At 68.1% G+C, this 16,382-nt stretch carries 16 protein-coding genes and 1 pseudogene; 6 read left to right on the forward strand and 11 right to left on the reverse strand.

Annotation, left to right across the window (positions count from 1 at the left end):
• Positions 1 to 49: 49 nt before the first annotated feature.
• Positions 50 to 1,843: a lipid A export permease/ATP-binding protein MsbA gene (gene msbA, locus B1A74_RS06505; RefSeq protein WP_077244133.1), complete on the reverse strand. Its 1,794-nt coding sequence runs from the start codon at positions 1,841 to 1,843 to the stop codon at positions 50 to 52.
• A 104-nt stretch (positions 1,844 to 1,947) separates the two neighbouring features.
• Positions 1,948 to 2,445 (reverse strand): SprT family zinc-dependent metalloprotease, encoded by a 498-nt coding sequence (locus B1A74_RS06510; protein ID WP_077244134.1) that lies wholly within the window; start codon positions 2,443 to 2,445, stop codon positions 1,948 to 1,950.
• A gap of 143 nt (positions 2,446 to 2,588) precedes the next feature.
• On the opposite strand from B1A74_RS06510, the gene B1A74_RS06515 reads away from it, so the two are divergent.
• Entirely contained in the window at positions 2,589 to 3,035 is a 447-nt protein-coding gene (locus tag B1A74_RS06515) for a hypothetical protein (protein WP_018947448.1), read from the forward strand.
• Between the two features lie 67 nt (positions 3,036 to 3,102).
• Here the strand turns inward: B1A74_RS06515 and rnd are convergent, their stop codons facing one another.
• From rnd to B1A74_RS06540, 5 genes are all read right to left on the reverse strand, one after another.
• The gene (rnd, locus tag B1A74_RS06520; protein ID WP_077244135.1) at positions 3,103 to 4,263 is read right to left on the reverse strand and encodes a ribonuclease D; all 1,161 of its coding nucleotides are present in this window, start codon (positions 4,261 to 4,263) and stop codon (positions 3,103 to 3,105) included.
• Positions 4,256 to 4,561 carry a DUF1244 domain-containing protein gene (locus B1A74_RS06525; RefSeq protein ID WP_018947446.1) on the reverse strand — a complete coding sequence of 102 codons (306 nt, stop codon included), beginning with the start codon at positions 4,559 to 4,561 and terminating at the stop codon, positions 4,256 to 4,258. The genes rnd and B1A74_RS06525 overlap by 8 nt, the downstream gene beginning before the upstream one ends.
• A gap of 83 nt (positions 4,562 to 4,644) precedes the next feature.
• On the reverse strand, positions 4,645 to 5,136 hold the full coding sequence (mreD, locus tag B1A74_RS06530; RefSeq protein ID WP_018947445.1) for a rod shape-determining protein MreD: 492 nt from the start codon (positions 5,134 to 5,136) through the stop codon (positions 4,645 to 4,647).
• Positions 5,133 to 5,996 (reverse strand): rod shape-determining protein MreC, encoded by an 864-nt coding sequence (gene mreC / locus B1A74_RS06535; RefSeq protein ID WP_256377179.1) that lies wholly within the window; start codon positions 5,994 to 5,996, stop codon positions 5,133 to 5,135. Before mreC ends, mreD begins: the two co-directional genes overlap by 4 nt.
• A gap of 81 nt (positions 5,997 to 6,077) precedes the next feature.
• Complete coding sequence (locus tag B1A74_RS06540; protein WP_018869798.1) at positions 6,078 to 7,124, reverse strand: rod shape-determining protein; 1,047 nt, start codon at positions 7,122 to 7,124, stop codon at positions 6,078 to 6,080.
• Positions 7,125 to 7,277: 153 nt separating this feature from the next.
• Between B1A74_RS06540 and gatC the strand changes: the two genes are divergently transcribed.
• The 4 genes from gatC to hslO all read left to right on the forward strand — a co-directional run bounded on the left by gatC (position 7,278) and on the right by hslO (position 11,469).
• Positions 7,278 to 7,565, forward strand: coding sequence for an Asp-tRNA(Asn)/Glu-tRNA(Gln) amidotransferase subunit GatC (gatC, locus tag B1A74_RS06545; protein ID WP_077244137.1), 288 nt, complete (start codon positions 7,278 to 7,280; stop codon positions 7,563 to 7,565).
• Positions 7,566 to 7,643: 78 nt separating this feature from the next.
• The gene (gene gatA, locus B1A74_RS06550; RefSeq protein ID WP_077244138.1) at positions 7,644 to 9,098 is read left to right on the forward strand and encodes an Asp-tRNA(Asn)/Glu-tRNA(Gln) amidotransferase subunit GatA; all 1,455 of its coding nucleotides are present in this window, start codon (positions 7,644 to 7,646) and stop codon (positions 9,096 to 9,098) included.
• Between the two features lie 11 nt (positions 9,099 to 9,109).
• On the forward strand, positions 9,110 to 10,546 hold the full coding sequence (gene gatB / locus B1A74_RS06555) for an Asp-tRNA(Asn)/Glu-tRNA(Gln) amidotransferase subunit GatB (RefSeq protein ID WP_077244139.1): 1,437 nt from the start codon (positions 9,110 to 9,112) through the stop codon (positions 10,544 to 10,546).
• Positions 10,543 to 11,469 carry an Hsp33 family molecular chaperone HslO gene (gene hslO, locus B1A74_RS06560; protein WP_077244140.1) on the forward strand — a complete coding sequence of 309 codons (927 nt, stop codon included), beginning with the start codon at positions 10,543 to 10,545 and terminating at the stop codon, positions 11,467 to 11,469. The genes gatB and hslO overlap by 4 nt, the downstream gene beginning before the upstream one ends.
• Before the next feature lie 41 nt (positions 11,470 to 11,510).
• Here hslO and B1A74_RS06565 read toward each other — a convergent pair.
• A pseudogene (locus tag B1A74_RS06565) lies at positions 11,511 to 12,257 on the reverse strand (HesA/MoeB/ThiF family protein); the annotation flags it as partial.
• 157 nt (positions 12,258 to 12,414) lie between these two features.
• Here B1A74_RS06565 and B1A74_RS06570 point away from each other — a divergent pair.
• Positions 12,415 to 12,864 (forward strand): hypothetical protein, encoded by a 450-nt coding sequence (locus tag B1A74_RS06570; RefSeq protein ID WP_018947439.1) that lies wholly within the window; start codon positions 12,415 to 12,417, stop codon positions 12,862 to 12,864.
• A gap of 84 nt (positions 12,865 to 12,948) precedes the next feature.
• Here B1A74_RS06570 and prmC read toward each other — a convergent pair whose 3' ends face one another.
• From prmC to hemA, 3 genes are read right to left on the reverse strand one after another with little or no spacing between them, the layout of a single operon-like run.
• Positions 12,949 to 13,815: a peptide chain release factor N(5)-glutamine methyltransferase gene (gene prmC, locus B1A74_RS06575; RefSeq protein WP_077244141.1), complete on the reverse strand. Its 867-nt coding sequence runs from the start codon at positions 13,813 to 13,815 to the stop codon at positions 12,949 to 12,951.
• The gene (gene prfA / locus B1A74_RS06580; RefSeq protein ID WP_077244142.1) at positions 13,815 to 14,900 is read right to left on the reverse strand and encodes a peptide chain release factor 1; all 1,086 of its coding nucleotides are present in this window, start codon (positions 14,898 to 14,900) and stop codon (positions 13,815 to 13,817) included. Before prfA ends, prmC begins: the two co-directional genes overlap by 1 nt.
• Complete coding sequence (hemA, locus tag B1A74_RS06585; RefSeq protein ID WP_024328222.1) at positions 14,897 to 16,258, reverse strand: glutamyl-tRNA reductase; 1,362 nt, start codon at positions 16,256 to 16,258, stop codon at positions 14,897 to 14,899. The genes prfA and hemA overlap by 4 nt, the downstream gene beginning before the upstream one ends.
• Positions 16,259 to 16,382: the final 124 nt, after the last annotated feature.

A 16,382-nucleotide genomic window follows, 5' to 3' on the forward strand; every position in this document is an offset into this window, starting at 1 on the left:
TCCGACTGCATCCGTTTGAATCGCAGCCAGCCCGGTCAGCGCCGGAGGATCACTCTTCGGGGCCGGCCTGTTCTTCCTCGCCGAACTGACCCTTCTGCAGCCCGGCGTAATGTCCGCCGGCCTCCATCAGCTCGTTGTGCGTACCGGATTCCACCACCTGGCCGTCGTCCAGCACCAGGATGCGGTCGGCGTCCTCCACCGTGGACAGGCGATGCGCGATCACCAGCGTGGTGCGTCCGCGCATCAGCTGTTCCAGGGCGTCCTGGATCTTCTGCTCGGACTCCGAGTCGAGTGCCGAGGTGGCCTCGTCGAGGATCAGGATGGGTGCGTCCTTGAGCAGGGCGCGGGCGATTGCCAGCCGTTGCCGCTGCCCGCCGGAGAGCATCACGCCGTTCTCGCCCACCACGGTGTCGAAGCCGTCGGGCAGGTCGTCGATGAACTCCAGGGCGTTGGCCGCGCGCGCAGCCTCGTGCAGCTCTTCGGCGGATGGTTCGCGCGCCAGGCCGTAGCCGATGTTGTTGGCCACGGTGTCGTTGAACAGCACCACCTGCTGGCTGACCAGCGCCATCTGCCCGCGCAGGTCGCGCAGTGGATATTCCCGCACCGGATGGCCGTCCAGGCGCACTTCCCCGTGTTCGGGTTCGTAGAAGCGTGGAATCAGACTGGCCAGGGTGCTCTTGCCGCTGCCGGACCGTCCGACCAGGGCCACGGTCTGCCCCGGCCGGATCTCCAGCGAGATGTCGCGCAGCACCCAGTCCTCGGTCTGCGGATAGCGGAACCAGACATGGTCGACCTCGAGATGTCCCTCGGCCCGTTCCAGGCGGCGTTCACCGTGGTCCGGTTCCGGGGAGGTGTCCAGCACCTCGAACACGCTCTCGCCCGCGGCCAGCGCCTTCTGGATCTCCGAGTTGACCTTGACCACCCGTTTGAGCGGGGGCAGCAGCAGAAGCATGGCCGCAATGAAGGAAATCATGCCGCCGGGGGTGATCGTCTCCATCACCATGTCCATGGTGGCCAGATAAACGATGATGGCCAGCGCGATGACCGCACCGAACTGTGACAGGGGCTGACTGGCGGCCTCCACCGTCTTGTAGCGCATGAACTGTCGGTGGTGGCGCTCGTTGATCTTGCGGAAGCGGCTGGATTCATAGTCTTCGGCGCCGAAGATCTTGACCTCCGAATGCCCGCGAATGCTGTCTTCCGCGACCTGGGCATAATCCCCCACCGAGCGCTGCATACGCCGGCTGAACTTGCGAAAACGCTTGTTGGCTGCGGTAATGACCAGGGCTACCGCGGGTGCCAGTCCGAACACGATCAGCATCAGCCAGCCGCTGAGCCAGGTCATGTACATCAACAGGAAAAGGATGGTGAAGCTGTCCTTGACCAGGATCAGGATGGCCTTGGAAGCGGCCGCACTGATCTGATTGACGTTATAGGTAAGCTTGGCCAGCAGGGTGCCGGAGGAATGCCGGTCAAAGAACCCTGCCGGCAGCCGCAGGTACTGATCGAATACGGCCTGGCGGATGTCCTTGACCACTTTACGGCCGACCCAGGCCACCGTGTATTGTGCGGCGAAGGTGGTGAATGCATAGAAGAAAAAGATGCCCACCAGACCCAGCGGCACCCAGATGCGGGCATCCGGATCCTGCTGGATGAACGTGCCATCCACCAGCGGCTGGATGATCCAGGCGAAGGCGGCCTGGCCAGCGGCGGCCAGGATCATTGAGATGATCGCCACGATGCCCATGCGCCAGTACGGCTTGATGAACTGGAAGATCCGGCGGAACAGATTCCAGGATTCGCCGGCGCTGGGGTGGGTGGCGTCGAGTGCTTTTCTCTTCATGCGATTGCGGGGTCCTGGTCGGAACGCCGGCTGCGGGATTGGCTGCGAAGCCGGGCAGGCATGATAACAGACCTCCCCGGGCGCCTCCGGGGCGCGGCGGTGCGTCATTCGTTCGGGCGCAGCCAGCCCCCGCATTGCCGGCACTGGTAGCGGTAACCCTTGTTGCGAATCAGGGCGTGGCGCTGCGGGCTCAGCGCATGGTGCCTGCAGTCGCAGACATAAGCATAGGTGCGCTGGCGGCGTGCGGGTGTGAGCGGTGTGGCATGACGCACCCGGGGCGTGGCGCCGAGGTGGTGCATGATGGCCTGCCATTCCGCGCCGTGGGGGCGTACCCGGCGTCCGCGATAAAGGGCGTAAACCGCGGCATGGGCCACTTCGTGTGCAATGGTTTCCGGGAAATGCGCATCCCAGTCGTGAACAAAGGCCTCGGGGTTGAAACGGATGGTCTCCTGACCCCGGTGCACTCGGAATTGCCCTGCGGCGCGGCCGCGCAGATCAAAGCGTATCTCCGGGGTGGCGGTCGCGGGCTGACCGGTGGCCTCGATGTAAAAGGAACGCGTACGCCGACGGATGCGATCCCGCGATTCGGTGTCGAGATTCATGCAGAATTTTGGTTTCTTTCGGGGATTCGTGGCATATTTGTAAAAAGATGGCGCGACCGCAATATTTTATGCGTTGTCGTTATCTTCCGGAATTCGCATTGAGGCGGATTCTGCAGACATCGAAACGAATATTGGAGTGAGTAATGGCTGTGGATGACAAGAAGGCTTCCGAACTGTCGGCCGAGGAACTTTATGCCCTGGCACGGGAGCGCGAGCGCGAAGAAGAGGAACGCAAGGAAGCCGAGCGCAAGGAAAAACGCGAGGCGCTGAAGGAAAAGCGCCGCGAAATGGTCGCCCGGCACAAGGCCGAACTGCGCGAACTCGACCGCCAGATCGAGGAACTGGGCGGGCGCGTCGGGGGCCGGCGGAAGGCCTCGTCCGCACGCGGCGGGCGCCGCGGCGGCGGTGGTTCCATCAGCCAGAAACTGTGCGACATCGTGGCCTCGCAGTCGGAGATGAGTGTGAAGGACATCAAGGCCGAGGCCGAGAAGGCCGGGCTTGATACCCGTAACATCAGTCAGACGCTGGCCTATCTCAAGCGTCAGGGGCGTCTGACGTCGCCGCGTCGCGGCGTTTACAAGGCCGCCTGAGAAAGGGGCGCCCGGGAGCGGGCGGCTCGCCCCCCTCTTCCTCTCCCGCCGGGGAAGGCTGGCGGCCTCATCCGGCCGTGGATTTCAGCTCGAGTCCGTTTGCGGGAGCGCGTGACAACGCGGTTTCGCCGTTCAGCCAGCGCTGAATCTCGGCGCCCGCCACGTGATGGCGCCAGCCGCTGCCGAGGCGGCTGTCCTGCGCGCGTCCGCGCACCAGTTCCACGACATCCTTGCGCTGGGCGATGGCCGCGGGCGTGATCTCCTGCCTGCGTGCGAGTTCGCGCAGCAGGGCCATGGCCATGTCGGCGAGCACCTCGTCAGCCTCGGACAGCGGCTTCTGTTTCGGCAATGCCGGCCATTCCGACTGCGGACGCTCGCGTCCTGCCCGAATCGCCTCCAGCAGGCCCTGTACCCGGTCGTCGTTCATGCCCGAGGGGAAACCGCGCAGTCCGCGCAGTTGCGAGCTCCCTGCGGGTGCCCGGCGGGCGATCTCCAGCAGCAGGTCATCGCTCAGGACCCACTTGCGCGGCCGGTCGCTGCTCTGCGCCGTGCGTTCGCGCCATGCGGCCACGGCCTGCAGCACGGAGAGTTCGCGCGGTTTCAGGCGCTTGTGTCCGGAGACCCGGCGCCAGGCCGCCTCGGGATCCGCGCGGTAGGCCTCGGGGTCGGCGAGGGCGTCCATCTCCGGCTGCAGCCATTCCAGGCGCCCGCTGCTCTCCAGTTCCGCGTGCATCTGCTGGTACAGGGCCGCGAGATAGCGCACATCGTCGGCGGCATATGCCAGCTGCTCCGAATCCAGCGGACGGCGCGACCAGTCGGTGCGGGTCTGGCTCTTGTCCAGTTCGTGGTCGAGCACCGCGCGGACCAGGTTGGCATAGCCCACCTGATCGCCGTGTCCCAGCATCGCGGCGGCGATCTGGGTGTCGAACGCAGGCGCGGGCACGTCGCCGGTCTCGCGCAGCAGGATCTCCATGTCCTGCCAGGCGGAATGAAAGACCTTGGTCACGGAGCGATCGTGCAGCAGCGGGGCCAGCCGTTTTACGTCCAGCACCAGCGGGTCGATGCTGCCGATGTGCTCCGGGGTGGCCGCCTGGATCAGGCAGAGCTTCGGGTAGTAGGTCTTCTCGCGCAGGAACTCGGTGTCCAGGGCGATCCACGGGGCACCCCGAACGGCCTGCAGGAATGCCTGCAGTGCCTCCGGGGTGTCGATCAGGCCGTGATCATGCATGGTCTTCGTCGGGACGGTTCTTTTCGAATGCCTCCAGCTGCTCGGTGCTGGCCGGTTTCTGATACCGCTCCTTCCACTCGGCGTAGGGCATGCCGTAGACGATCTCGCGGGCGGCCTCGTAGTCGACGGACTCGCCGCGTTCCTCGGCGGCCGCGACATACCATTTGGACAGGCAGTTGCGGCAGAAACCGGCGAGGTTCATCAGATCGATGTTCTGCACGTCCTTGCGCTCGTCCAGATGCTGAAGCAGGCGGCGGAAAACCGCGGCCTCGATCTCGGTCTGCTTGTTCGGGTCCATGGGGCCTCCGGTCGAATGGGGATTGTATGGCTCGAGGAGTATGCCGCAGGCCGGCGGCCGAGTGCGACGGCCCGCGTGCCGGTTCAGGTGAGATGCAGCAGCCAGCGTTTGCGCACGTCGCGCAGCAGCACGAAGATCAGGGGCCACACCAGCGCGCTGCTGAGCACGGGGGCCCAGTACCACGGGGTGCCCGGCGGCAGGCCGGTCAGGCCCTGCGGCCACAGCGCCACCAGTTTGTACAGGGCGATCAGGCCGATCACCACGATCATCTGCTGCCATACAGGATAAACCCGCAGGCGTGAATGCAGCTGGATGGTCAGATAGGCCACCAGCGCCATGGCCACGGCGTTCTGGCCGAGCAGTTGTCCCAGCAGGACATCCAGCAGCAGTCCGGACACGAACGCGGTGAACACCCCGATGCGCTGGGGAAAGGCCATGGCCCAGTAGATCAGGACCAGTGCCACCCATTCCGGACGCAGCAGCGCGAGGCCCTCGGGCATCGGCACGATGGCCAGCGCCAGCGCCGCCAGCAGGCTCAGCGGCACCGGCCAGGGGATGCCCGCGCCGCCGCTCATGATGCCGGGCCGGTTTCGGTTTCGTCTTCGGTGGGCAGCGGAGTCGGGATCGCGTCGCGTTCATGGTCCTCCATCCACAGCAGCAGGACTTCGCGCGAGCGGTCCAGCGCGGCCAGGGGTTCCGCCTCGATGGCCAGGAACGGCTCGCCCGGCGGGCGTTCCACCGAGGTGACCCGCGCGACCGGGTAGTCTGCGGGGAAGCGCCCGCCCAGCCCCGAGGTCAGCAGCAGGTCGCCCTCGACGATGTCCTCCTGCGGCGGGACGTGGCGCATGTGCAGGCGCTGAGGGTTGCCGGTGCCGACCACGATGCCGCGCAGGCCGGTGCGGGCGCTGACTACCGGCAGTGCATGTCCGGGGTCGGAGATCAGCAGCGCCGTGGCGCTGGAGCGTTGTGCGGAGAGGATCTGCCCGACCACGCCGTCGGCGTCGATCACCGGCTGGCCGGCATACACCGCATCGCGCTGTCCCTTGTCGAGCACGATCTGCTGGCGGAAGGGATCCAGGTCCACCGCAAGGATCTGCGCGACCTGGACTTCCTCGTCGGCCTGACGGGCGGTGTTGAGCAGGGCGCGCAGGCGGTCGTTCTCCGCCTGCAATGCCTCGAAGCGGAGCTGGCGGGCGCGCAACTCGCTGTTTTCGCGCCGCAGGATGCGGTTCTCCACCACCAGGTCCTCGCGGCTGGAGAACGATTCCAGGACCCGCGAGCCCGCGCGGATGGGCGCATCCACCGCGACCTGGATCGGGTAGGCCACGGTGGCGAGTACGCTGCGCACCGTCTGCAGTTCGTTCAGGCGGTGGTCGAGCACCATCAGCGCGACCCCCACCAGGACCACGAAGAGCAGGCGAAGCGTGGGCGAGATGCCCAGTCTGAACAGGGGCTTGCTTATAACCGAACCTCCGGAACGCGGGGCGACTCCCGGGGGCGCGCCCGGGCCCGGAGTTTACTCCATGGAAAGGAAGTCGACCCGTTTCTCGTCGAGCATTTCCAGAACCCGGCCGCCTCCGCGGGCAACGCAGGTGAGGGGATCATCGGCCACGACCACCGGGATGCCGGTTTCCTCCATCAGGAGACGGTCGATCTGCTGCAGCATCGCCCCGCCGCCGGTCAGCACGATGCCGCGTTCGGCGACATCGGAACCCAGCTCCGGCGGGGTCTGTTCCAGTGCCGTGCGCACCGCCGACACGATCCCGTACAGCGGATCCTGCAGGGCCTCGAGGATCTCGTTGGAGTTCAGGGTGAACGAGCGCGGCACGCCCTCGGACAGGTTGCGCCCCTTGACCTCGATCTCCAGCAGCTCCTTGCCCGGATAGGCCGAGCCGACCGCATGCTTGATGCGCTCCGCGGTGGCCTCGCCGATCAGTACGCCGTAGTTGCGGCGCACGTAGGCCATGATGGCCTCGTCGAAGGTGTCGCCGCCGATGCGCACGGACTCGGAGTAGACGATCCCGTTCATCGACAGTACGGCGACCTCGGAGGTGCCGCCGCCGATGTCCAGCACCATGGAGCCGACCGCCTCGTCCAGCGGGATGCCGGCACCGATCGCCGCGGCCACCGGTTCCTGCAGCAGGTAGACCTTGCGCGCCCCGGCGCCGAAGGCGGATTCGCGGATCGCCCGGCGTTCCACCTGGGTCGCGCCGCAGGGCACGCAGACCAGCACCCGCGGGCTGGGCCGGAAGATCCGCCGCTCGTGCACCTTCTTGATGAAGTACTGCAGCATCTTCTCGGTGGTGGTGAAGTCGGCGATCACGCCGTCCTTCATCGGCCGGATGGTCACGACGTGCTCCGGTGTGCGCCCGAGCATCTTCTTGGCCTCGATGCCGACGGCCTCGATCGAACGCGGCCCCCCGGGGCCCCGGTCCTGTCGGATCGCGACAACCGAGGGCTCGTTGAGCACGATGCCCTGGCCGCGCATGTAGATCAGCGTGTTGGCCGTGCCGAGGTCGATGGAGATGTCGTTGGAGAACAGCCCCAGGAGGCGTTTGAGCATGGGGTACGAACCTGCTTGCATGGTCGGCGGGAAAGCCACGGACTCTAGCAACCGCCCCGGGTTTGGGCAAGGTCGGGGTTGTGGTAAGTTTGCGCTCCGTCTCAGCGTATCCCTGAGTGTTTCGTTATCGCCCGCAGCGAGGGTCCGCAAGCCATGTCCGTAGACACCGAACACGTCCAGCGCATCGCCGAGCTTTCGCGTCTGGCGATGGATGACGACCAGGCCCGCGAGTTTGCCGGCGGGCTGAGTGACATCTTCGACTTCGTCGAGCAGCTCGACGGCGCCGACATCGAGGGGGTGGAGCCGATGGCCCATCCGATGGACGCGGCTCAGCGCCTGCGCCCGGACGCGGTCACCGAGCCCGACCGGCGCGACGACTACCAGGCCATTGCCCCGGCGGTGGAAGGGGGGCTCTACCTGGTGCCGCGCGTCATTGAATGACGCGCCATCCGCCGAATCGCCTGCGGCGCGCCCTGTGCGCCGCTTTCAGCCACGCTTGAAGGAAAGAGTCCCGAGTCCATGACCCAGGAAACCCTCTCCGACTGGGTACGCAAGCTGCGCGCCCGAGAGATCAGCTCGCGCGAGCTCACCCGCCTGTACCTGGACCGCATCGAGCGTCTGGATGCGGATCTCAACAGCTTCGTCACCGTAACCGCCGAGTCCGCGCTGGAGCAGGCGGACGCCGCCGATGCGCGTCTGGCGAAGGGCGAAGAGGCCCCGCTGCTGGGCGTGCCGGTGGCGCAGAAGGACATCTTCTGCACCCGCGGCGTGCGCACCGCCTGTGGCTCGCGCATGCTGGACCCGTTCGTCTCGCCCTACGACGCCACGGTGGTCGAGCGCATGCACGCCGCCGGCGCGGTGATGCTGGGCAAGACCAACATGGACGAGTTCGCGATGGGCTCGTCCAACGAGACCAGCTTCTACGGCCCGGTGCGCAACCCCTGGGATACCGCGCGGGTTCCGGGCGGCTCCTCGGGCGGTTCCGCGGCCGCGGTGGGCGCACGTCTGGCGCCCGGCGCCACCGGCACCGACACCGGTGGCTCCATCCGCCAGCCGGCCGCGTTCTGTGGGATCACCGGCCTCAAGCCGACCTACGGCCGGGTCTCGCGCTACGGCATGATCGCCTTCGCCTCCAGCCTGGACCAGGGCGGGCCGATGGCGGCCTCGGCCGAGGACTGCGGGCACATGCTCAATGCCATGGCCGGTTTCGACGAGCGCGACTCGACCAGCCTCGAACGCCCCGCCGAGGATTTCACCGCGGCGCTGGACGCCGACCTCACCGGGCTGCGCATCGGCCTGCCGCAGGAGTTCTTCGGCGAAGGCCTGGATGACGGCATCCGCGCCGCGCTGGACGAGGCGATCCGGGTGCTGCGCGAACGCGGCGCCGAGATCCGCGAGGTCAGCCTGCCCAACAGCCACCTGTCGGTGCCGGCCTACTACGTGGTGGCCCCGGCCGAGGCCTCGTCCAACCTGTCGCGCTTCGATGGCGTGCGCTACGGCTATCGCTGCGAGGATCCGCAGGACCTGCTGGACCTGTACACCCGTTCGCGCGGCGAGGGCTTCGGCGCCGAGGTCAAGCGGCGCATCATGGTGGGCACCCACGTGCTGTCCGCCGGTTACTACGACGCCTACTATCTCAAGGCGCAGAAGGTCCGCCGGGTGATCGCCGACGACTTCCGCCGAGTGTTCGCCGACGTCGATCTGCTGCTGGGCCCGACCACGCCGGAACTGCCGTTCGAGCTGGGGGCCAAGAGCGCCGACCCGGTCAAGATGTACCTCTCGGATATCTACACCATCGCCGCCAATCTGGCGGGGCTGCCGGCGATGTCGCTGCCGGCGGGCGAGGTGCAGGGGCTGCCGGTCGGGCTGCAGCTGATCGGCAACTATTTCGACGAGGCGCGCATGATCGGCGTCGCACACCAGTTTCAGCAGGAGACCGACTGGCACGCCCGCGTGCCGTCGGCCTTTGCCTGAGGGGTCGCAGCATGGAATGGGAAACCGTCATCGGGCTGGAGATCCACGCCCAGCTCAATACCGTCTCCAAGATCTTTTCCGGGGCGCCCACCGCCTACGGCGCCGAGCCCAACCGTCAGGCCTGTCCGGTGGACCTGGGCATGCCCGGCGTGCTGCCGGTGCTCAACCGCGGGGTGGTCGAGCGCGCGGTGATGCTGGGGCTGGCGCTGGACGCCGAGGTGGCCGGCCGCTCGGTGTTCGCGCGCAAGAACTATTTCTATCCGGACCTCCCCAAGGGCTACCAGATCTCGCAGTTCGAGCTGCCGATCGTTGCCAGCGGGCATCTGGATATCGAGCTGGAGGACGGCTCGACCAAGCGCATCGGCGTGACCCGTGCGCACCTCGAGGAAGACGCCGGCAAGAGTCTGCACGAAGGCTTCGAGGCGATGACCGGCATCGACCTCAACCGCGCCGGCACCCCGCTGGTGGAGATCGTCTCCGAGCCGGACCTGCGTTCGGCGAAGGAGGCGGTCGCCTACATGAAGAAGCTGCACTCGCTGGTGCGCTACCTCGACATCTGTGACGGCAACATGCAGGAGGGCAGTTTCCGCTGCGACGCCAACGTGTCCATCCGTCCGAAGGGCCAGGCGGAATTCGGTACCCGTGCGGAGCTGAAGAACCTCAACTCCTTCCGCTTCGTCGAGCGTGCGATCAACTTCGAGATCGAACGCCAGATCGACGTGATCGAGGGTGGCGGCCGCGTGGTGCAGGAGACCCGCCTGTACGATCCGGACCGCGACGAGACGCGTTCGATGCGGACCAAGGAAGAGGCCAACGACTACCGCTATTTCCCCGATCCGGACCTGCTGCCGGTGGAGGTCGATCAGGACTTCATCGAGGAGATCCGCGGCCGCCTGCCGGAGCTGCCCGACGCCAAGCGCGAGCGTTTCGTGCGCGAGTACGAACTGCCGGAATACGATGCCGGCGTGCTCACCGCGACCCGCGAGATGGGGGACTTCTACGAGGCGGTGGTGCGGGGCTGCAATGCGCCCAAGCTGGCCGCCAACTGGGTGATGGGCGAGTTCTCCGCGGCGCTCAACCGCTCCGAAGTCGAGCTCGCCGAGGCCCCGGTGGATGCCGGGGCGCTGGCCGGGCTGCTGGCGCGCATCCAGGATGAGACCATCTCCGGCAAGATCGCCAAGGAGGTGTTCGAGGCGATGTGGAACGGCGAGGGCGATGCCGACAGCGTGATCGAGGCCAAAGGGCTCAAGCAGATCACCGACACCGGCGCGATCGACGCCATCATCGACGAGGTGATCGCGAACAATCCCAAGCAGCTCGAGCAGTACAAGGGCGGCAAGGACAAGCTGTTCGGTTTCTTCGTCGGCCAGGTGATGAAGGCCACCCAGGGCAAGGCCAACCCCGCCCAGGTCAACGAGCGGCTGAAGGAACGCCTGGATCAGGCATGAGTGATGCGGGCATGGGCGCGGCATCCGCGCGCGAAGCCGATACCCTGCACCGCTTCATGCTGGAAAACACCGGGGTGCGCGGCGAATGGGTGCACCTCGACCAGGCATGGCAGGCGGTGCTGGAGCGCCACCCCTACCCGCCGGTGGTGCGCGACCTGCTGGGGCAGGCCTGCGCCGCGGTCACCCTGGTCGCCGCCACGCTCAAGTTCAAGGGCTCCCTGATCCTCCAGGTCACGGGTTCCGGTCCGCTGCACATGCTGGTGGCGCAGGCGGACGGGCAGGGGCATCTGCGCGGGGTGGCCCGTTATCACGAGACCCCGCCGGAAGACGGCACACTGGAGGCGATCCTGGGCGAGGACGCGCGGGTGATGATGACCCTGGATCCCGGGGACGGCGGCGAGCGCTATCAGGGTGTTGTGGAGCTGCGCGGGCAGACCCTGGCCGCGGCCCTGGACGGGTATTTCGAGCAGTCCGAGCAGCTCCCCACGCGGGTCTGGCTGGCCGCCGATGGCCAGCGCGCCGCGGGCATGCTGCTGCAGGGGCTGCCGGATGACAGCGGGCAGCCGCTGTCGCGCGACAGCGAGGACTGGAACCGCGCGACCACCCTGGCCGCGACCACCACGGCGGCCGAATTGCTGCAGCTGGACGCAGGGTCGCTGCTGGGCCGGCTGTTCGCCGAGGAGCGCGTGCGCCTGTTCGACGGCTCCACGGTGGAATTCCACTGCCACTGCTCGCGCGAGCGCGTGGCCACCACCCTGCAGAGCCTCGGGGTGGACGAGATCCGCTCGATCCTGGCCGAGCAGGGCCGCATCGAGGTCACCTGCGAGTTCTGCAACGCGCAGTACGTGTTCGATGCGGTGGATGCCGAGGCTCTGTGCCGTCCGGGCAACGCGCAGCCGCCGGGGCCCGATACCTCGCAATAGGGGGCGGATCGGCCGGTCGGTCGACCCCCTGCGAACAGGGGGGCGCCCCGTGCCCCGCAGACCGGGCAGGCCGGGTCGCGCTGCAGGCCGATCTCGCGGAACTGCATGTGCAGGCCGTCGATCAGCAGCAGGCGCCCCGCCAGGGTCGGCAGGCCGGCCAGCAGCTTGAGGGCCTCGGTCGCCTGCAGGCTCCCGACCACCCCCGGCAGGCTCGCCAGCACCCCGCTGGTCGCGCAGGTGTCCTCGTCCGCGCCTTCGTCGCCGTACAGACAGTGGTAGCAGGCCGCCTGCGGGTCGCGGAAATCGAAGGTGGTGAGCTGGCCCTCGAAGCGGATCACCGCGCCGGAGACCAGCGGCGTGCCGGTGGCGACCGCCGCGCGGTTGATCGCGCCACGCGCGGCGAAATGGTCGGTGCCGTCCAGCACCACGTCGGCCCCGGCGAAGAGCGCGCGCATCGCGTCGGCGTCCAGCCGTTCGGCGCGGGTCTCCACCCGGCAGGCGCTGTTCAGCGCCGCGATGCGCCGCGCACCGGAGGCGACCTTGTCCGCGCCCAGGTCGGCCTCGCCGTGCAGGATCTGGCGCTGCAGGTTGCTCGCCTCGACGTGATCCGGGTCCACCAGGGTCAGCCGGCCGACCCCGGCCGCCGCCAGGTAGGCCGCCACCGGTGAACCCAGCCCGCCCACGCCCATCACCACCGCATGCGCCCGGCGCAGGCTTTCCTGGCCCTCGACCCCGATGCCGGGCAGCATGATCTGGCGTGCGTAGCGCAGGAGCTCGTCGTCATTCATGGGTGGATTGTAACTCCGTCACATGGCCGCGCGGGCAGCGTGCCGGAACTGCGGCGGGCTTCACGCAATGCGCCAGGCGGTTCAAGGGGCGTTCAGTCGGAAGGGCTAGTCTGGTTCCCGGCAATTCGGCCAGAAGAGAAAGGGAAGGAGGCGTCCCATGAACCCCGAACAGAAATCCATCCTGCAGCGTCTGACCGCCGTGGTCGTCCCCGCCGCACTGCTCGCCTTTGTGGTCGCGGCACCGGCCCAGGCCGCGACGCCGGTCAAGGGGGCAGCCGGCGGGGCCACGCTGCAGTTCTCGGTCGAGGGCCTGCAGGAGGTCCGCCATGATCGGCGCTCGGGCAAACGCGGTTACAAGCACAAGCGCGGGCATCCCGGGAGTCGTGGCCACAAGTACAAGCGCGGGCATCCGGGCGCGCGCGGGCACAAGCAGTCACGCCGCGGCCATTCGCGCGGGCGTGGGCCGGGCCACCGCTCCTCGCGGGGGGCTGAACACCATCACCACTACTATGGTCGTTCAAAGCGTTCCGGGTCGCGGGATCGTCGTGACCGGCGTTCCTCCGGCAGCATCCACCTCAAGCTGCCACTGCCGCTGCCGCGTCTGTGATGTGCAGCCGGGCCGCTCGCCGGTCCGGAGCATGGCACGCAGGGCCCCCGGTGCATGCGCCGGGGGCTTCGGCATGTCTGTCAGTCAGCGCCGGGCCCGCAGGCGCGCCCCGGTCACGCGGGGATGACCGGCGGTGTCCGGCCAGGTCGTGATGTCCGTCCACGGCCCGGTCTCCAGTCGTGCCCGTACCGCCGCGTCCTGGTCGAATCCGTGTTCCAGCAGCAGCCAGCCGTCGTCCGTCAGGTGATCGGGTGCGGTGGCGATCAGTTCATGCAGGTCCGCCAGTCCCGTTTGCGCCGCGACCAGCGCATCCCGTGGCTCGAAGCGCAGGTCGCCGCGTTGCAGATGCGGGTCGTCCGCGGCGATGTACGGCGGATTGGAGACGATCAGGTCGAAGCGTGCCGCGGGCGCCAGCGGTTGCAGCCAGGCCCCGGCGAAGAAGCGGACGTCCAGATCCAGTTCGCGGGCGTTGGCGCGGGCGCGGGTCAGGGCGTCGAGGCTGGTGTCGCTGGCGAAGCCGTCGATCGCCGGCCGTTCGGCCTTGAGCGCAAGGATGATGGCCCCGGAGCCGGTGCCCGCGTCCAGCACCCGGGGGTGTTCTTCCGGCGCCGCGTCGATGACCCCCAGCGCGGCCTCGACCAGCACCTCGGTCTCGGGGCGCGGGATCAGGCAGGCCGGGGAGACCCCCAGATCCAGGGTCCAGAAGCCGCGCCGGCCGAGGATGTGGGCGATCGGTTCGCCCTGCAGGCGGCGCCGGCACAACGCCTCGGCCGCGGCTGCCTGCGTGGGGCCGGGGGCATCGCCGCCGCGCGCGATGAGTTGCGCGGTGCTCAGGCCGGTGGCCATGCCGAGCAGCAGGCGTGCCTCCAGGCCGGCGGCCTCCACGCCGGCCTCCTGCAGCCGGTTGCGCAGGCTGGCCAGCAGGGCGTCCAGCGTGACCGGGTGGTCCATCAGGCGTCGGCGAGGGAGGCGAGCTGTTCCGCCTGGTGCTCGTGGATCAGCGGGTCGATCACCGGGTCGAGGTCGCCGGCCATCACCTGCTCCAGCTTGTACAGCGTCAGATTAATGCGGTGGTCGGTGACCCGCCCCTGGGGGAAGTTGTAGGTGCGGATCCGTTCCGAGCGGTCGCCGCTGCCCACCAGACCCTTGCGCTCGGCGCTCTGGGCCTCGGCCTGCGCGGCGCGTTCGTCCTCGTACAGCCGCGCGGCGAGGAAGTTCATCGCGCGGGCGCGGTTCTTGTGCTGGGAGCGCTCTTCCTGGCATTCGACCACGATGCCGGTGGGCAGGTGGGTCAGGCGCACGGCGGAATCGGTCTTGTTCACGTGCTGGCCGCCGGCACCGGAGGAGCGGAAGGTGTCCACGCGCAGGTCGGCCGGGTTGATCTCCGGCATCTCGACCTCCTCCAGTTCCGGGAGGATCGCGACCGTGGCCGCCGAGGTGTGGATGCGGCCCTGGGACTCGGTCTCGGGTACGCGCTGCACGCGGTGTGCGCCGGATTCGAATTTGAGCCGCGAATAGGCCCCCTGGCCGGCGAGTCGGGCGATCACCTCGCGGTAGCCGCCGTGTTCGCCCTCGCTGGCCGACAGGATCTCCAGCTGCCAGTGGCGCTGTTCCGCGTAGCGGCTGTACATGCGCAGGAGGTCGCCGGCGAACAGTGCGGCTTCGTCCCCGCCGGTGCCGGCGCGGATCTCGAGGAACACGTTGGCGTCATCGTGCGGATCCTTCGGGATCAGGTGGCGGTAGAGTTCGGCCTCCAGTTCCTCGTTACGCGCATTGAGGGTCTCGATCTCGCCCTCGGCCATCGCGCGCAGTTCGGGGTCGTCGTCCTCGAGCATCGCGCGCGCCTCGTCCAGCGCGGCGCGGTTTTCGTTCCATGCCTTCCACGCCTCGGCCACCGGTTCCAGCTGGCTGTATTCCTGCGACAGCCGGCGCAGCTGCTCGGGGTCCTCGGCGGCATCGGGCGTGGCGAGCAGGCCGGCGATCTCGGCGTGGCGTTCGGCCAGGCCCTCCAGTTTGGCGCGAAAGGAATCCTTCACGCGTCGTCCCTGGTGTCGTCGGGTTCCGCGCCGTGGCCATGCCCCGGGGCATGACCGTGCTCAGGCCCGTGATCACGCCCGCGATCATGTCCGGGGTCGTCCTCGCGTTCGGGCAGCTGAAACAGCTGATGCGCGGCTTCCAGCAGGCGGGCGTCGCCCTCGTGGGCTGCGGTGTTGAGGCTCTTGCAGGGGTGGTGCATCAGCTTGTTGGTCAGGGTGTGGGCCAGCCAGGGCAGGACCTCGTCGGGCGACCGACCGGCGCGGATCATTGCCAGGGCACGCTCCACGGTCTCGTCCTTGACCGTCTCCGCGCGCTCGCGCAGCTGGCGGATGCTGTCGATGGAGTCGCGCGCCCGCAGCCAGCGCATGAACTCCCCGGCGCGCTGGTTGATGATCTCCTCGGCCTGTTCCGCGGCGGCCTGACGCGAGGCCATGTTGTCGTCGATCACCTCCTGGAGGTCGTCGACCGTGTATAAATAGATGTCCTCAAGTTGCCCGACCTCGGGTTCGATGTCGCGCGGGACCGCGATGTCGACCATGAACATCGGCTTGCGGCGGCGCTTGCGCAGCGCGCGTTCCACCGCCCCCTTGCCGAGGATGGGTACCGGCGCGGCGGTGGAGGAGATCACGATGTCGGCCTCCGGCAGGCGTTCGCCCAGATGGTCCAGGCCGATGGGCTCGCCGTCGAAGCGTTCGGCCACGCTGCGCGCGCGTTCCTCGGTCCGGTTGGCCACGATCACCCGGCCGATGCCGAGGCCCCGCAGGTGCTGCAGGGCCAGTTCGATGGTCTCGCCCGCGCCCACTACCATGGCGGTCAGCGGCTTGAGGTCGCCGAAAATCTGCCGGCCCAGCGATACCGCGGCGAAGGCCACCGAGACCGCGCTCTGGCCGATCGCGGTCTCGGTGCGTACGTCCTTGGCGGTGGCGAAGGCGTGCTGGAACAGCCGCTCCAGCGACAGCCCGAGGGTGCCGGCGTCGTGGGCGTACTGGTAGGCGGTCTTCATCTGCCCCAGGATCTGCGGTTCGCCCAGCACCATCGAATCCAGACCGCTGGCGACCCGCAGGGTGTGGCGCACGGCCGAGCCGTCGTGGTGCAGGTAGAGATAGGGCCTCAGTTCGGAGCGGTCGATGCCGTGGTAGCCACCCAGCCAGTCCACCACGCGATGTTCGCTGTCCTCCCCGCTCTCGCGGAAATAGACCTCGGTGCGGTTGCAGGTGGAGAGGATCGCACTCTCCGGCAGCCGCACGCCGGAGCGCAGCGAATGCAGCGCATCGTCCAGTTCGTGCTGGCTGACCGACAGCCGTTCGCGGATCTCGACCGGTGCCGTCTTGTGATTGATTCCGAGTGCGAAGAGCATAACCTGCGTATTGTGCCGCAAAACGTCCCCTGCGGGTCAGTAGTGTACGCGGTGAAAGGGTTCGGTACAGTGCGCAGGAATCCGGATGCCGGGCCCGAAGGAACCTGGCGCGGCCCGGTGCCGT

Origin of the sequence: Thioalkalivibrio halophilus, from assembly GCF_001995255.1 — a bacterium.
In the GTDB taxonomy this organism is placed as follows: Bacteria; Pseudomonadota; Gammaproteobacteria; order Ectothiorhodospirales; family Ectothiorhodospiraceae; genus Thioalkalivibrio; species Thioalkalivibrio halophilus.

What these genes read in the sequence shown, in the direction of transcription:
- msbA (WP_077244133.1), bottom strand. Translation starts at nt 1,843, where the DNA reads ATGAAGAGAAAAGCACTCGACGCCACCCACCCCAGCGCCGGCGAATCC.
- B1A74_RS06510 (WP_077244134.1), bottom strand. Translation starts at nt 2,445, where the DNA reads ATGAATCTCGACACCGAATCGCGGGATCGCATCCGTCGGCGTACGCGT.
- B1A74_RS06515 (WP_018947448.1), top strand. Translation starts at nt 2,589, where the DNA reads ATGGCTGTGGATGACAAGAAGGCTTCCGAACTGTCGGCCGAGGAACTT.
- rnd (WP_077244135.1), bottom strand. Translation starts at nt 4,263, where the DNA reads ATGCATGATCACGGCCTGATCGACACCCCGGAGGCACTGCAGGCATTC.
- B1A74_RS06525 (WP_018947446.1), bottom strand. Translation starts at nt 4,561, where the DNA reads ATGGACCCGAACAAGCAGACCGAGATCGAGGCCGCGGTTTTCCGCCGC.
- mreD (WP_018947445.1), bottom strand. Translation starts at nt 5,136, where the DNA reads ATGAGCGGCGGCGCGGGCATCCCCTGGCCGGTGCCGCTGAGCCTGCTG.
- B1A74_RS06540 (WP_018869798.1), bottom strand. Translation starts at nt 7,124, where the DNA reads ATGCTCAAACGCCTCCTGGGGCTGTTCTCCAACGACATCTCCATCGAC.
- gatC (WP_077244137.1), top strand. Translation starts at nt 7,278, where the DNA reads ATGTCCGTAGACACCGAACACGTCCAGCGCATCGCCGAGCTTTCGCGT.
- gatA (WP_077244138.1), top strand. Translation starts at nt 7,644, where the DNA reads ATGACCCAGGAAACCCTCTCCGACTGGGTACGCAAGCTGCGCGCCCGA.
- gatB (WP_077244139.1), top strand. Translation starts at nt 9,110, where the DNA reads ATGGAATGGGAAACCGTCATCGGGCTGGAGATCCACGCCCAGCTCAAT.
- hslO (WP_077244140.1), top strand. Translation starts at nt 10,543, where the DNA reads ATGAGTGATGCGGGCATGGGCGCGGCATCCGCGCGCGAAGCCGATACC.
- B1A74_RS06570 (WP_018947439.1), top strand. Translation starts at nt 12,415, where the DNA reads ATGAACCCCGAACAGAAATCCATCCTGCAGCGTCTGACCGCCGTGGTC.
- prmC (WP_077244141.1), bottom strand. Translation starts at nt 13,815, where the DNA reads ATGGACCACCCGGTCACGCTGGACGCCCTGCTGGCCAGCCTGCGCAAC.
- hemA (WP_024328222.1), bottom strand. Translation starts at nt 16,258, where the DNA reads ATGCTCTTCGCACTCGGAATCAATCACAAGACGGCACCGGTCGAGATC.